The 14,140-nt window shown below is 46.5% G+C and carries 13 protein-coding genes and 1 other annotated feature; of the genes, 3 read left to right on the top strand and 10 right to left on the bottom strand.

The features are described from left to right. The first annotated feature begins 291 nt into the window (after positions 1 to 291). Both PQG66_RS03760 and PQG66_RS03755 read left to right on the top strand, forming a co-directional pair. On the top strand, positions 292 to 2,037 hold the full coding sequence (locus PQG66_RS03760) for an ABC transporter ATP-binding protein (protein ID WP_272035280.1): 1,746 nt from the start codon (positions 292 to 294) through the stop codon (positions 2,035 to 2,037). Positions 2,038 to 2,049: 12 nt separating this feature from the next. Then, on the top strand, positions 2,050 to 4,143 hold the full coding sequence (locus PQG66_RS03755; protein ID WP_272035278.1) for an ABC transporter ATP-binding protein: 2,094 nt from the start codon (positions 2,050 to 2,052) through the stop codon (positions 4,141 to 4,143). A gap of 151 nt (positions 4,144 to 4,294) precedes the next feature. Here PQG66_RS03755 and PQG66_RS03750 read toward each other — a convergent pair whose 3' ends face one another. The 7 genes from PQG66_RS03750 to PQG66_RS03720 form a co-directional block, all read right to left on the bottom strand. Beyond that, positions 4,295 to 4,927 carry a YdcF family protein gene (locus tag PQG66_RS03750; RefSeq protein ID WP_272035275.1) on the bottom strand — a complete coding sequence of 211 codons (633 nt, stop codon included), beginning with the start codon at positions 4,925 to 4,927 and terminating at the stop codon, positions 4,295 to 4,297. Continuing rightward, entirely contained in the window at positions 4,924 to 5,475 is a 552-nt protein-coding gene (locus PQG66_RS03745) for a hypothetical protein (protein WP_272035273.1), read from the bottom strand. Before PQG66_RS03745 ends, PQG66_RS03750 begins: the two co-directional genes overlap by 4 nt. A 99-nt stretch (positions 5,476 to 5,574) precedes the next feature. Further along, positions 5,575 to 6,285: a hypothetical protein gene (locus PQG66_RS03740; protein ID WP_272035271.1), complete on the bottom strand. Its 711-nt coding sequence runs from the start codon at positions 6,283 to 6,285 to the stop codon at positions 5,575 to 5,577. Then, positions 6,285 to 7,253, bottom strand: a complete 969-nt coding sequence (locus PQG66_RS03735) for an ATP-binding cassette domain-containing protein (RefSeq protein ID WP_272035269.1) — start codon at positions 7,251 to 7,253, stop codon at positions 6,285 to 6,287. The genes PQG66_RS03740 and PQG66_RS03735 overlap by 1 nt, the downstream gene beginning before the upstream one ends. A 3-nt stretch (positions 7,254 to 7,256) precedes the next feature. Next, positions 7,257 to 9,023 carry an arginine--tRNA ligase gene (gene argS, locus PQG66_RS03730; RefSeq protein WP_272035267.1) on the bottom strand — a complete coding sequence of 589 codons (1,767 nt, stop codon included), beginning with the start codon at positions 9,021 to 9,023 and terminating at the stop codon, positions 7,257 to 7,259. 68 nt (positions 9,024 to 9,091) lie between these two features. After that, positions 9,092 to 9,383, bottom strand: a binding site (T-box leader). A gap of 119 nt (positions 9,384 to 9,502) precedes the next feature. After that, a complete protein-coding gene (locus PQG66_RS03725) occupies positions 9,503 to 9,838 on the bottom strand; it encodes a four-helix bundle copper-binding protein (RefSeq protein WP_272035265.1) in 336 nt (111 codons plus the stop codon). A gap of 68 nt (positions 9,839 to 9,906) precedes the next feature. Then, positions 9,907 to 10,998: a CobW family GTP-binding protein gene (locus PQG66_RS03720; protein WP_272035263.1), complete on the bottom strand. Its 1,092-nt coding sequence runs from the start codon at positions 10,996 to 10,998 to the stop codon at positions 9,907 to 9,909. A gap of 238 nt (positions 10,999 to 11,236) precedes the next feature. Here PQG66_RS03720 and PQG66_RS03715 point away from each other — a divergent pair, with 238 nt between their 5' ends. Beyond that, the gene (locus PQG66_RS03715; RefSeq protein WP_272036450.1) at positions 11,237 to 11,701 is read left to right on the top strand and encodes a MogA/MoaB family molybdenum cofactor biosynthesis protein; all 465 of its coding nucleotides are present in this window, start codon (positions 11,237 to 11,239) and stop codon (positions 11,699 to 11,701) included. Positions 11,702 to 11,740: 39 nt separating this feature from the next. On the opposite strand, the gene PQG66_RS03710 is transcribed toward PQG66_RS03715, so the two are convergent. From PQG66_RS03710 to PQG66_RS03700, 3 genes are all read right to left on the bottom strand, one after another. Beyond that, the gene (locus PQG66_RS03710) at positions 11,741 to 12,280 is read right to left on the bottom strand and encodes a hypothetical protein (protein WP_272035261.1); all 540 of its coding nucleotides are present in this window, start codon (positions 12,278 to 12,280) and stop codon (positions 11,741 to 11,743) included. A gap of 97 nt (positions 12,281 to 12,377) precedes the next feature. After that, complete coding sequence (locus PQG66_RS03705; protein WP_272035259.1) at positions 12,378 to 13,397, bottom strand: oxidoreductase; 1,020 nt, start codon at positions 13,395 to 13,397, stop codon at positions 12,378 to 12,380. A gap of 13 nt (positions 13,398 to 13,410) precedes the next feature. Further along, positions 13,411 to 14,064, bottom strand: a complete 654-nt coding sequence (locus PQG66_RS03700) for a hypothetical protein (RefSeq protein ID WP_272035257.1) — start codon at positions 14,062 to 14,064, stop codon at positions 13,411 to 13,413. Between the last annotated feature and the right edge of the window lie 76 nt (positions 14,065 to 14,140).

Below are 14,140 nucleotides of genomic sequence, written 5' to 3'. Positions count from 1 at the left end.
CATATGCACACACAATTAAATACCGGAGTATCCCCGAAATCATTCATCCGTTCATAAGACAGCATACTTCAGGTGTCGTTTTTTTATCAGACTCCTGCGAAGTTCGCTCACAAATATCTTATGTACGGCGGCGGCTCTGCTCTCGGAGTCATGCTGCCGTATGAAGAATCAAGACATACCGCGTGCGTGCGGTGTGTCTTTTTTTGTGGTCTGAAGTGGGTTTTGGTACGCTTTACTGTCATTTTGAACGAAATTCTACATTTTTGGGAAATTGAAAGGAAGGGATCACACTTGTTCTCTGTACTTAAAAATCTAGCCTGGTTCTTCAGGCTGGAACGCAAACGATACCTGATTGGTGTCATTTTGCTCATCCTTGTGGGCATTGCCGAATTGCTGCCCCCGCGCCTTTTGGGGAACGCCATCGACGAAATCGTACGCGGCTCCATTACCGGCACTTCTTTAACGTTTTACATTTTACTCATTCTCGGCACAGTAATTATCATCTATCTGATCACGTACATATGGATGCACAAATTGTTTGGAGGAGCCAACCTTGTAGAACGGTTACTGCGCTCCCGCTTTATGGATCACTTATTGCGGATGACGCCGCCCTTTTTTGAAAAAAACAGAACTGGAGATCTCATGGCCCGGGCTACCAATGATCTTCGTTCCATTGCAACAACCGCAGGTTTCGGTATGCTCACCTTAACAGACTCAACAGCATTTCTCTTAACCGTGCTGTTCGCCATGGGTTTCCTTGTCAGCTGGAAGTTAACCTTGGCTGCTGTACTACCCCTTCCTTTTATCGCCATCGCCATGATGATCTATGGTAAGGCTGTACATCAACGTTACACATTGGCACAGGATGCCTTCGGCGATATGAACGATCAAGTACTGGAGTCCATTGCAGGTATCCGGGTTGTACGCGCGTACGTTCAGGAGCGTCTGGATGAGAAACGGTTCGCTGACGTCACCGAAGATGTATATCGCAAAAACCTGGCTGTCGCCCGAATGGATGCCCTGTTTGAACCCACCATTCGACTATTCGTTGGACTAAGTTATGTAATTGCGCTGGCATATGGCATTTATCTTGTTTTCCACAATGAAATCACCCTGGGAGACCTCGTATCGTTCAACATGTATCTGGGGATGATGATCTGGCCAATGTTTGCCATTGGGGAGTTAATTAATCTGATGCAGCGCGGTAGCGCCTCTCTGGATCGGGTTAACGAAACGTTATCCGTAGAACCTGCGGTGCAGGACAGTAAAAACCCTGTTTCTATAGCGCAGCCGGATGAAATCGTCATGAACGATTTAACCTTCCGTTATCCAACCTCTACTGTAGATAATCTCAGTCACATTAATGTTACCCTTCAGCGTGGGCAGACCCTAGGTGTTGTAGGGCGTACCGGAAGCGGTAAATCCACCTTACTGAAACAGTTGCTACACGAATACCCTGCTGGATCAGGCACACTGAGCATTTCAGGACATTCGATTGAGGACATTGCCAAGGATGATCTTCACAGCTGGATTGGTTATGTCCCACAAGAACAAGTGTTATTCTCCAAGTCAGTTCGTCAGAACATTCAATTCGGTAAACCGAATGCGTCCGATGAAGTCATTATGGAAGCGATTCGCACCGCTGCCTTTGACGGTGATCTCGGAACGTTATCTGACGGTCTCGATACTCTCGTAGGTGAGAAAGGCATTGCTTTGTCAGGTGGCCAAAAACAACGGGTATCACTGGCTCGGGCCTTTATCGCTGATCCGGACATCCTCATTCTCGATGATGCTCTATCTGCTGTGGATGCACGAACGGAAGCCAAAATCATTGAAAATATTCGCAACAAACGTGCTGGTAAAACCACACTGATCTCGACTCACCGCTTGTCCGCAATTGAACATGCTGATCGGATCATCGTGCTGGAGCACGGTAAAATTACGGAAGAAGGTACTCATCAGGAGTTGTTAGCCAAGAATGGTTGGTACCGTGAACAATATGAACGGCAACAGGTTGAGTCCAATCTGTCCACATAGGAGGTCAACGCATTGAAGTCCAATACAGGTAAAAGGCTGCTTCAATATGCCTTGAAAGCAAAAGGCACGTTCATCGCTGCCTTAATCATGCTGACGATTGGTGTTGCAGCTGAACTCGCTGGACCCTTCATCGCCAAATCCATGATTGATAATCACTTGCTTGCAATTGAGCAGCCATTTTATGAAACGTCTGCTTCGGAAGAAGCCGCCGTGTACCAAGGAAAAAACTATAAACGTGAAGGTTTATTTGCACCGGATGAGAGTAAAGGAGCCGAGGTACGTGTGCTGCAAGCCGGCAAAAGCTTTTACTTCGTCAACGAGCCCGTGAGTGCTCCTGACGGTGACCGGTCATATGCGAACGGAACCTTGACGGTGACTCGTGCAGGCGAAGTCGTTGGACAATACGCGGCGGTGCCGCTGTCGGCCGGTGAACTCTTTGCCTTTTACAAACCCGAGATGCCCAGCATCTATCAATTGATTGTGTATTATCTGATTTTTCTGGTGATCTCCGTTATTATGGAGTTCGGTAAAACCTTCTGGCTGCAATCCTCTGCCAACAAGGTCATTCAGCGGCTTCGCAACGATGTGTATGCGCACATTCAGCGTCTGCCCGTGAACTTTTTTGATAACCTGCCCGCAGGTAAGGTCGTATCCCGGGTGACCAATGATACCGAGGCCGTCAAAGATTTGTTCGTGGCGGTTCTATCCAACTTTTTCTCAGGCATCATTACGATTACAGGGGTGTATGTCGCTCTCTTCCTGCTCGATGTTCGTCTGGGTCTGATCTCGCTGTTCGTTGTACCGATGCTCATTGCGTGGATTGTGCTCTATCGCAAGTTCGCTACCCGTTACAACACGATCATTCGCTCCAGACTGAGTGAGATTAATGCGATCATTAACGAATCCATTCAGGGCATGTCCATTATTCGTGTATTCCGCCGTCAGAAACAGACTAGACAAGAATTCGAAGAGCTGAATGAAGACTATATGAAACATCAGAACAAGATGCTGAACTTGAACGCCTTTACCTCTCATAACCTGGTGAATGTACTGCGGAATATCGCCTTTGCCGTGGTGCTGTGGTATTTCGGTGCAGGAGCGATAACAGGCACAAGTATTATTTCTCTCGGTGTGCTGTATGCCTTTGTCGATGTTCTGGGTCGTCTGTTCCAGCCGATCATCGGTATGGTGAACCAGCTGGCGAATCTGGACTCTTCTCTTGTCTCCGCCGGTCGTGTATTTGAGCTGATGGATGAAAAAGGAGAACCGGTTACGGACGGATCGATGCCGAGATACAAAGGAAATGTGGTCTTTGACGATGTGTCCTTTGCATATAAAAAAGATTATGTGTTGAACAACATTTCGTTCAAAGCGTCGCAGGGTCAAACTGTCGCTCTCGTGGGCCACACGGGTTCCGGTAAAAGTTCGATCATTAATCTGCTGTTCCGGTTCTATGATCCGCAAAAAGGTAAGATTACGATTGACGGACAAAACGTCAAGGAATTACCTAAACAGTGGATTCGGGAGCATATGGGTATTGTACTGCAAGATCCGTATCTGTTCACAGGTACCATTGCTTCTAATGTGAGTCTGGGTGATGAGAAAATCTCCCGGGCACGAATTGAGCAGGCCTTGCGTGATGTTGGTGCAGAGCGTATTTTGGCACATCTGCCCCAAGGCTTCGACGAACCCGTCGTCGAAAAAGGCAGCACATTGTCTGCCGGACAGCGACAGCTGATTTCTTTTGCACGCGCACTCGCTTTCGATCCGGCGATCCTTATTCTGGACGAAGCAACCGCCAACATTGATACCGAAACGGAAGCACTGATTCAGAATGCACTCGAAGTCCTCAAAAAAGGACGTACCACCTTCATCATCGCTCACCGTCTATCAACCATTCGTTCGGCAGATCAGATTCTAGTACTGCATCGTGGACGTATTGTGGAGCAAGGTGCGCATGAGGAATTGATGGGGCTGAAAGGCCGTTACTTTAAAATGTATCAGTTGCAGCAAGGTGCTCAAGATGGAGCGATGATCGACAGTTCGACGCGTTCAGGGGATGCCTTTAGCACTGCTTCGGCATCACTAGCAGGAGGAAACTTGTAACCTTTAGCAGCTTCTGCCTGTAGTTAAGTTCAGTCGTGGTGTCGTTACTTGCGATATAAAAATAACAAATAAAATAACCCGCTCTACACAGTCACCTTCTGGTTCCTGTCAGGGCGGGTTTTCTATTGAGATAGAACATGTCATGTTGTATCTATTTCCAGCCTTTCATTGTGTACGCCATATACATCACTGTTTCTCTTAGAAGAAAAGGAATTTGGGTGCTCCGGCTCTTGTACGCAGTGGTCTGTGTTGGTGAGGGGACAACGTCCATGCCCATTTCTGTTGCCATTTTCATAGAACGTCTCATATGTAGCGGATCGCTTACTATCGTATACGTACGATACCCTTCCCTATTCCCGATCTCGAGCGAATATTCCAGATTTTCTTGGGTTGTTATAGACTTGGTCTCTATCTGAATGTGCTCGGGTCTCACCCCATGCTCAATAGCGTACTTCCTTCCTACATAGGCTTCTGCGGGTACAGCTTCATTCCTGGAGCCACCTGTAAAAATGACGTTACGTACCGTTCCCGATGTATACAATCGTATAGCTTGCTCAATCCGTTCACGAAATACCGGTGAAGGCTTCTCTCCCTCCACTGCAGCACCTAGCACAATAGCCGCATTCGAGGACCTGCTTGAACTTTCATGCATAGACGAGAGAATGCCTTGCGCTGTGATGCCTGTCCAAATGATAAAGGATATAGTAATAAATAGAACAGCTAGCAGCACTCCACGTTTGGTTCGAGGTATACTGCTGCGTTTAACGGACCGGCTACTATTCATTTTGTCTCATCCGGATCCGGATAAGGTTCTTGAAAAATCGCAGCTTGCATTCGTTCCAGCGCAGCCCATGCTTCAGCTGACTCATCATTTAATCCCAGTTCTGCTATCCATTCACTCGTATACTGGTGGAGCGTAACCTCCAGTTCCTGCGCACGTTCTTTGAAATCACTCAATTCTTTGATCATACGTGTCCGACCTTCCGGACTAAAAGTTTCATGAATGCGTTCTTTGAAAAAATGATGTACAATCCGATTTCGCTGCTGCCATAGTTCATTCAATCGAATTATGTCTTCTTCTGAAAAGGTAATATGGTGACGTGCCTCATGGATCAGCTGTCCCAGTGAACTGCTCATTTTACGTTCGTACAGCTCCTCTAACTCTTCCTCGGACATCGCTTTTCCCTGAGACATTTTGGTTAGCAAGATCAGATTAACCAGTTGTTGCTCCATTGCCTGTCCGTAATATACGGCCAAACCATAATAGGCAAACAATTCTTTGGAGTGTTCGCTCTCCAGCATGAAACCATTCTGGAAATCCGTGTTTTGCATAAGCGAGCGCTCCTTTCCATCCGTGCGTCTTGACTGTTTATTATGCTTCTATCGTAACCAAAGCGCAAGCAACATTCAAGTTGCTGGAAAGGGGAGCGGTTAACTACGGATCTCTCTGCGGTTCAACCATCCAAAATGAATGAGGAGTAACACCACAGCGTAGACCATATTCCATATTACGATGCCAAAATATGAAGACTGCATCATCGTTTCCGAGTTCATCATCTCTTGCACAAGATAAAATGCAGGCGGTAAGATACCTGTAATCCAGCGCAACGCTTCTGGCAATTGCTCGGCCAGAGATACCTGGATAAACGAAATGATTAACACCATAATCAGTGCTGGCATACTACGGCTAACTTTAGATATGTATGATTTTTGGAAAAACACCGCGATACTGATGCCAAGCATAGATAAAACCAAATGTCCCGACCACGTCATAATCCATTCATTGGCAGTAGGTCGCCGGTCGAACATTCCGAATAAAACTGGATACAATACGGTAAATACAGTGAGGGATAACGCCATAATCCAGGCACATATGATTTGACCTGCTGCAATTTTTCGCTTGCTTCCCGTATGTACAATGAGTAATTGCATCTGTCCTGCCGGCTCTGTATTCATAACCATCAATCCCAGCCAGGCTGCTCCCCAAAATAATAACATGGCGGTAACACTGTAACTGTCTGCAATCGGATTAGGCTTGTAAGAGTAAAACAATAGCACAGTAGTCACATATATAACCATAGGTGCAAAAAATCGTTGTGAACGAAGATGATGCTGTAATAAGTATCGGCATAAAAAATACATCACGCTTCCTCCTCCAGCAGACTTTCCATTCGAAGTGAAGATTGGTCCTGATGTACTGAAATGATGGAACCCCCTGCTTCTAGAATAGCACGAAGAATCTGGTCTGAAGCATAGCTTGCAACTTTCCAGGCCCAATAAACCTCATGTACATGAGAAGAATCGGGATGAGAAGTAACAGATAGAACTCCATCTTGCTCTTCCAGTTTAGAGATCGCATGAGTTGATTGCTCCGTCAGACTTCGCCCTTGAATGTGAACAACGGATGGACTGGTGTACAAAAGCAATTCTTCTGGAGTCCATTGCCTGGATATGCATCCTCCCCGTAGTAAGAGGACACGATCTGCGACGCGTTCTACCAGTTTAGGTTCATGACAGATCGTGATGATCGTTGTACCCGCTTGTTTCCACTGTTCAAGCAAAGCTGTAAGTGCCTCCTGAGCGGAAATGTCCAAACCCGACAGAGGCTCATCGAGCAGTAACAGTCCGCCTGGACCAGGTAACAAAGCCTGAGCCAAGTTTACCTTTTGCAGCGTGCCTTTCGATAAAAATGGGAGCTTCTGATCCATTGCGCTATCCAGAGATAGGAGGTTACTCAACTCTTGTATACGCTGGCTTAGCTGCTTGGAGTCGATGCCACGGATGCGCCCCATATGAGATAGATACTCTTCGGCTGTGAATGGCAAGCGCGGGAGAACATCCGAGGCATACATATGAGGACTGTTCGTTTTTCCCACTCTACCGCTATCAGGCAGTAACACCCCAGCTAATATACGCAGCAATGTACTTTTGCCCGACCCATTTTTACCGACCAGCACAACACACTCACCTGCATCTATATTGACGTTAATTTGATCCAAAACCTTGATTTTGCCAAAATATTTACTCACTTGATCCAAAGACACACCGCTATGTCCAATAGCATTGAAGGTTGGGGCACCTTGCTTGACGTTTTTACGAATTCTAATCATAGGTCACATCCGCTCCGGGGCCTGCACACCCAGTAGAGACAAGTTATAAGCCAATCTTGTGGCGGTGTGCTGCGCTAGTCTCACACGAAAAGCTTTGATGTCAGACGGTGCATCAGCAATCCGCTCAGCATGGTAGAAGCGATTAAATGCTTGAGCAACATCGATCGTATACTTGGCAATAACCGAAGGTTCGTTGCGGAGCACTGCTTTTTCCAGATAAGTAGGGTAATCGCATAGCAATTTCAGCAGCGCCCATGACGTGTCACCGACATGAATCGCAGCGGTCTCCTCTTTACCCTTCTCATTCAAAGGAACCCCTTCATCCCCTTCTCTACCTGCGACAGTATTGCCCATCACGTTCACCGAGGTATCCTGTTCCTCAAGCGTTGTATCCGCCACTCTGGCGAGTACACTTTGAATCCGGGCATGAGTATATTGCACATATGGACCCGTTTCACCTTCAAAGCTCACTGCATCTTCAAGGGAGAAATCGATGTCATTCATCCGATTATTGCGCAGATCACCAAAAATAATGGCCCCCACACCAACGGCTTCTGCCACCTGCTCCGGTTGCTCCAGATTCGGATTTTTCTCCTTTATAATGTTCAGGGCTCGAGCAACAGCTTCATCCAGCACTTCCTGTAAAAAGACTACCTTTCCCCGGCGTGTTGACATCTTCCGCCCTTCAAATCGCATCAAGCCAAACGGAATATGTTCACAAGCAGCTGCCCATGCATATCCCATTTTAGACAGTACACTAAACACTTGACTGAAATGAAGCTTCTGCTCACCGCCAACCACATATACCAAGCGATCGGCCTGCATCACATCATGACGATAGATCGCTGTCGCCAAATCACGGGTAGGATAAATGGTTGTACCGTCTTTCTTGATAATGAGACAAGGCGGCATATTCTCCTCATCCAGACGTACGACAAGTGCGCCTTCACTTTCCTCCAGCAATCCCTTAGCTTGAAGTTCCTCAACAACTGCACCCATTTTATCATTGTAAAAGCTTTCACCCAGGATGTGATCAAACTCCACATTTAAACGTGCATACATCCGATTGAACTCCTGCATACTCACTTTGACAAAAAAGGCCCACAAGCGCTGTGCTTCTTCATCCCCCTGCTCTAGCTTACGAAACCATTCCCGGGCTTCGCTCTCCAAAGACGGGTCCTTCTCTGCCTCCTCATGGAAACGAACATACAGCTCCAGCGAATTACGGATCGGATCGGCCAGCAATTCTTCTTCATTTCCCCATCGCTTATAAGCCGCGATTTGTTTGCCAAACTGGGTTCCCCAGTCTCCCAGATGATTTACACTAACCGAATTATATCCCGCCTCGTTATAGAGACGATACAAAGCTGCTCCAATAACAGTTGAACGCAGATGCCCAATACCAAAAGGCTTCGCGATGTTCGGCGAGGACATGTCGATCACAACGCGTGCTCCTTGACCCAGCTCCAGTTTACCAAAGGTTTCTCTGCTCAGCTCATCAAGTAGTTGTGGTGCATACTCATATCGATCAAAACGAATGTTCACATAAGCTCCTGAGGCAGTGGCATCTACACCAGAGGCCTTCAAACCAGCAGCAATCTCGCCAGCGATCATATCTGGTGCTTTCTTTAACGACTTCGCTAGTGAAAAGCAAGGAAATGCCGCATCCCCCATCTCCTCCTTAGGAGGAACTTCCAGTAATCTCAATATTTCTTCCTCTGTGAGATTGGTGAACGGTGCAATGACGCTCGCAGCATGTTTCAATAACACATCTAACACTCCTTCTTCGATGGGTATATCGTGTATTCTAAACACAAAAAAAGCTCTCGTCTCTTCAAACAAGAGACGAGAGCTGTGATGTACAGTTCCCGCGGTACCACTCTAAGTGAACAGCTTAACTGATATGCATAAGCTACATGCCAGAATTAGCTGATCCGCTCGGCGCAAGTAACGGTTGCTAGCCGGATTACCCTCAAATCCATCAGTTGTACTACAACAAAAAATGAGTACATGGCTTCGGATAACCATCTCACGGGTGCGGTTCACTCAGATCATCACATACCGGCTTACACCTGTCCCGGTTCGCTGTCATGGCTGAATCTGGGTTACTCTCCCGATCACTGATATTCCTAGATTACGTTCATTTCAGATCATTATACATATCCTGGCATGAATTGGCAACCCGTTATTGCGATGGACTGATGTATATAATGAGAACGATCGGGTTTAGTGATTTCTGAAGTAAAGGATTAGGCTACAGCGGCCATTATACGGCAAGCTTCCGCACATTTGCGGCAAGCCTCTGCACATTCTTGGCAATGATCATGCCCGTGTTTTCCACATTCCGCTGCACAGGCTTCACATGCCTTAAGACATAATTCACAGATTTCACCGACAAAATCACTTCCACGTGTCATAGCTTGTGCAGCAAAAGCACAAATCTCCGCACATTCACGACTTAAACGGATACAATCCCGAAGCATCGCCAGATCATATTCTTTCAAACTGGATATGTAACATACATTACAAGCATTCATGCACTCCAGGCAAGCATCGATACATTGTTGGTATTGTTGTTGTGTCATTTAAAGTTACCTCCCAGGCATAGTTTGCTATGCCTCTTAATACCCGCCAGGGAGGATCTTTGAACCATTTAGTCTTGCTTTATCGCTTCCAATTCCAGTAATTGTTCACGAATTACAGTTTGGTCAAAATGCTCACCAATAAACACAGCTACGTTCGGCACATCACCTTGTGGTGTTATTTTCATATAGTCCGATTCACGATACGCATATTGAAACCAGAACCGGCTTGCCGTGTCACTAAATGAGAGAATACCCTTCGCCCGATAGACGTCACGCGGTAAATTCGCTATAAGCTGTTCAAAGGCTTCGCTGTTTACCGGCTGGCTGAAATAATGCGTATACACCATGACATGTTCATGTGATGTATGCAAATTGGAAGAGCGCCCGTTGTGATCAGCTGAAGGGGCGTCTTGATGACCTCGATTATGTTGATGACTGCATCCATTTGTACTGCAAGCATCCGTATGCACATGAGGTTCCACGGTCTGACTAGAATCGTCACCTGTTGTGATGGACTGCTGAACGTGAACTTCAGTCCCGCTATGAAGCAATTGTTCCAGATCCACTTGGCATTTGACTGTAGGGATCACTGGGGCGAACCCATTCCACTTATTCAGAAGCTGTTCCAGATCCTGAAGCTGCTGCGCGTGAACACGATCTGTCTTATTCAAAAGGAGCACCGAAGCACAGCGAATCTGCTCTTGCATTAATTTGAAGGTTTTACCCTTCTGTTCTTCGTACAAACCCGACAAATGGGCTGCATCCACTACCGTAATCAGGCTTTTTAATTCCAGTCGCATATAGAGAGAGGTCTCCGTTACTGCATCCAAAATCTCCATCGGATTAGCTGCGCCTGTTGCCTCAATAACGATCACATCAGGTGACTCTTCCTGAACGAGGTCAGCAAGTTGCAGCCCCAGGTCACCGCGTACGGTACAGCAGATACATCCACCTAACATTTCCGTCATAGGTACTTCCTCATCCAGAATTTGACCATCCAGATTCACTTCACCTAACTCATTCATCACAACAGCTGGACGCAGATTTTGCTGCTTCCAGTGTTCAATCAGCTTGACGAGCAGTGTCGTTTTGCCGCTTCCCAAAAAACCGGAAAGAATATATACAGGAATACTTTGTTTTGAGTCCTTGATGTTACTCATCTTACTCACACCTCTCCACGCATCATGTAACCTAATCTAACTCTAAGTCTATCTAGCGAGTGTACACCATTCTTCAACGGGTGTGCAATATGCTCGTTTTTCACCGAGACGAAAACTGTATTGCTTGATCTACTATGATGATCTATGCTATGAGAACAGTGTTATTTTAAGGAGAGGATTCGCATTGACCAATTCAGTTGAACAGCACCGTCAGGAAGCTCCACGACAGGTATCCTGCATGATTGTCACTGTCTCAGACACTCGCACCAAAGAAACAGATACCAGCGGTCAGTTGATGCATCAACTGCTCCTCGAATCTGGTTACCGGGTGATGGATTATATTATTACACCAGATGAAACAGAGCTCATTCAAAGCATTTTACAAGATGCCTCTGTCCGCGATGATATTGAAGCGGTGTTACTTAGCGGGGGTACAGGCATCGCTCCTCGGGATACTACATATGAAGCAGTTTCTTCTCTGCTGGATAAGGAACTTCCGGGCTTCGGTGAAATATTCCGTTACCTTAGTTATACCGAGGACATCGGGTCTGCAGCCATTCTCAGCCGGGCAGTTGCTGGAACGATCGGGCGTACAGCTGTATTTTCTATGCCTGGCTCTCGCGGAGCAGTCAAGCTGGCCATGGAACGCATTATTTTGCCTGAGCTGCGTCATGTCATGCGAGAAATATACAAACCCGTCTGAATCTCAGACGGGTTCTTCGTTTCCATTTTTCATATACCACTACTCTCTTAGTTCATGAAGCACGTGTTCGAATACTTGCAAAACATCTCGTTCATACTTATCTTTTTCTCCACCGAAAGAAGAATAGACAAGCGATACGTGACCTTTGCTGCGGATTGTCGTTCTGCTTAGCGCGTTCTCGAGAACCGAATTCTCTTGAGGTTCCCCATACATATTCTCCATCTGTGCAGACCGAACGTTAGCATCAGGATAGACGTGTAATTTGACGATATGTCTAGCACTGCCATTTAATAAAAACATATAAGACACACCACCTTGACCGTCCTCTTCAAACATATTATGCATCAGCTTAAGACCTCTGTCAGACAAACCTGTTGTCAGTTCTTTCACTAACGCACCGTTTAACCCATGTCCCTGTTGCTTTGCTCTGAAATTACCTTCCGTAGTGGCTTCACCGTTATAGAGTTTACGCTCCTGTTCTACCGATGCGGCCGAGCAAGCTCCAAGACTTGTCACACTCAAGACGACTAATCCACCGATGACGATGTTACGTTTCCCATTCCATTTCGCAACCCTCAACCATACCTTCTCTAAGAACATGTCAATCCTTCCTTTCCATAAGCCACTCTGTTATGGCTCACACAGGTAGAATTAGCATGTCTAAGAGATAAGCATCTTATTCCAGAGGTAATTGGGAAGAGACACGCACAACCGTACGCCCCACTGCTCCACCTTGCAAAATGTTAGCTAATGTATCTGGTAATTGCTCCATTGTTATTTCTTTAACCCCTAGAGCAAGTGCACGATCCGGTTTCCAATCACCGCCGAGCAGGTTCCAGATTCGTTCTCGACGCTCCATTGGACAATACACCGAATCAATACCAATCAGCTGAACACCACGCAAAATAAACGGAAATACCGTTGATTCAAAACCATTCCCTCCCGTTAGTCCAGATACGGCAACTGCCCCGCCATACTGTACCAACTTCAATCGCTCTGCCAGTGCGGGCCCTGCTGTCGGATCAACAATTCCTGCCCATACCTGTTTGCCCATTGCTCCTCTGACCGGAGCATCTGCTTCTTCACGTGTAATTACTTCTGCAGCTCCCAGACTTCGAAGCAGCGACTCCTCTTGCTGCTTTTTGCCCGTGCTCGCTGTGACTTGGAAACCAAGCTTTGAAAGAATAGCAATAGCCATACTTCCAACCCCTCCGGTTGCTCCGGTAACCAGAATTTTGCCTGATTCAGGTGTTATACCAGCCTGCAACAAAGCATCCACTGACAGGGCTGCTGTGAATCCTGCAGTACCAATCGCCATGGCTTCCTTCTCACTCAGCCCTTGTGGAAGAGCGACAAGCCATTCACTGCGAAGCCGAGCATATTCACTGTATCCACCGTAATGAGCGACCCCGGATTCGAATCCTGTATTGATTACCCGATCCCCAGGTGCAAAGCGTCCGCTGACCGATTCCTCAACCGTCCCGACCAGATCGATTCCCGGTACCATGGGATAATTCCGTACGACCCCGCCTTGTTCAATTGAAGCTAATCCATCTTTATAATTCACACTGGAATAATGTACTTGTACAGTCACATCACCGTTAGGAAGATCTTCTTGCTTCAATAGCTCTATATTGGCAGTCACCTTCTCTTGATCATCTTTACGAATCACGTAGGCTTGAAAATGTTCTTTCATCCATATCATCTCCTTATTCTCGTCGTTCTGTCAGCAGATACATAATAGGTCCTACAAGTGGAACCAAGCCTGCCCATGTCCAATATGCTGTGCGTCCTGTATGTCTGGTATCGCGAAAAATTGCAAGTGTAGATAGCAAGGTCAGGACTACAAAATCAATCGTCATGATATGTACGAATGAGGATTGATTGAACGCCTCTACGAAACGCTCCGTATTCCCCTTAGTTATTGCATAGTACGCTGTTCCCAGTGTCAGGACCAGTAAGACTGAATGGGTCAGCTTATGTGCTGTGACTCTTGAAATACTCGGCTTTGACTGTTGTTTAGCAGATGGCACGTCATTATACGTATGCCTCTTTGGAAGATTCGAGTTCCAAGCATAATAAGGTAGCAATGCAAACGCGCCTAGTCCGAATGAAAACAGTACAAAAGGCCATGCTGGTGTACGCTCATTCTCTCGGGCTTCTACTGATTTTCTGAGCAACAAGCAGGCATACACCGCTGGGAAAATACCCAACCATGAAAATACGGTTAACAACCAGGGCTCGTCACTGCGTAATGTGAGTAGTTCTTTGAAAATTGGATCACTCCCTGGAGATTGTCCAGGCGCCATAAACAGGGAATAAGCTATAAATGCAATCCATAGTAGTCCAAGCAGGTATCCCATATGCATTATCCCTCCTCTACCTTTCATCCCCTACTAACATGAGTTTGAAACAACACTCATCCCCATCTTATATACC

This window comes from Paenibacillus sp. JJ-100 (assembly GCF_948329825.1).
Taxonomy (GTDB): domain Bacteria; phylum Bacillota; class Bacilli; order Paenibacillales; family Paenibacillaceae; genus Paenibacillus.
The sequence above is the reverse complement of the archived record's forward strand: the minus strand, read 5'-3'. Positions and strand labels throughout refer to the sequence as shown.

Bases quoted from the DNA above. Each gene is read 5' to 3' on its own strand.
- PQG66_RS03740 (WP_272035271.1), bottom strand. From the start codon at position 6,285: ATGTATTTTTTATGCCGATACTTATTACAGCATCATCTTCGTTCACAA.
- PQG66_RS03705 (WP_272035259.1), bottom strand. From the start codon at position 13,397: ATGAAAGAACATTTTCAAGCCTACGTGATTCGTAAAGATGATCAAGAG.
- PQG66_RS03750 (WP_272035275.1), bottom strand. From the start codon at position 4,927: ATGAATAGTAGCCGGTCCGTTAAACGCAGCAGTATACCTCGAACCAAA.
- PQG66_RS03725 (WP_272035265.1), bottom strand. From the start codon at position 9,838: ATGACACAACAACAATACCAACAATGTATCGATGCTTGCCTGGAGTGC.
- PQG66_RS03720 (WP_272035263.1), bottom strand. From the start codon at position 10,998: ATGAGTAACATCAAGGACTCAAAACAAAGTATTCCTGTATATATTCTT.
- PQG66_RS03745 (WP_272035273.1), bottom strand. From the start codon at position 5,475: ATGCAAAACACGGATTTCCAGAATGGTTTCATGCTGGAGAGCGAACAC.
- PQG66_RS03735 (WP_272035269.1), bottom strand. From the start codon at position 7,253: ATGATTAGAATTCGTAAAAACGTCAAGCAAGGTGCCCCAACCTTCAAT.
- PQG66_RS03715 (WP_272036450.1), top strand. From the start codon at position 11,237: ATGATTGTCACTGTCTCAGACACTCGCACCAAAGAAACAGATACCAGC.
- PQG66_RS03700 (WP_272035257.1), bottom strand. From the start codon at position 14,064: ATGGGATACCTGCTTGGACTACTATGGATTGCATTTATAGCTTATTCC.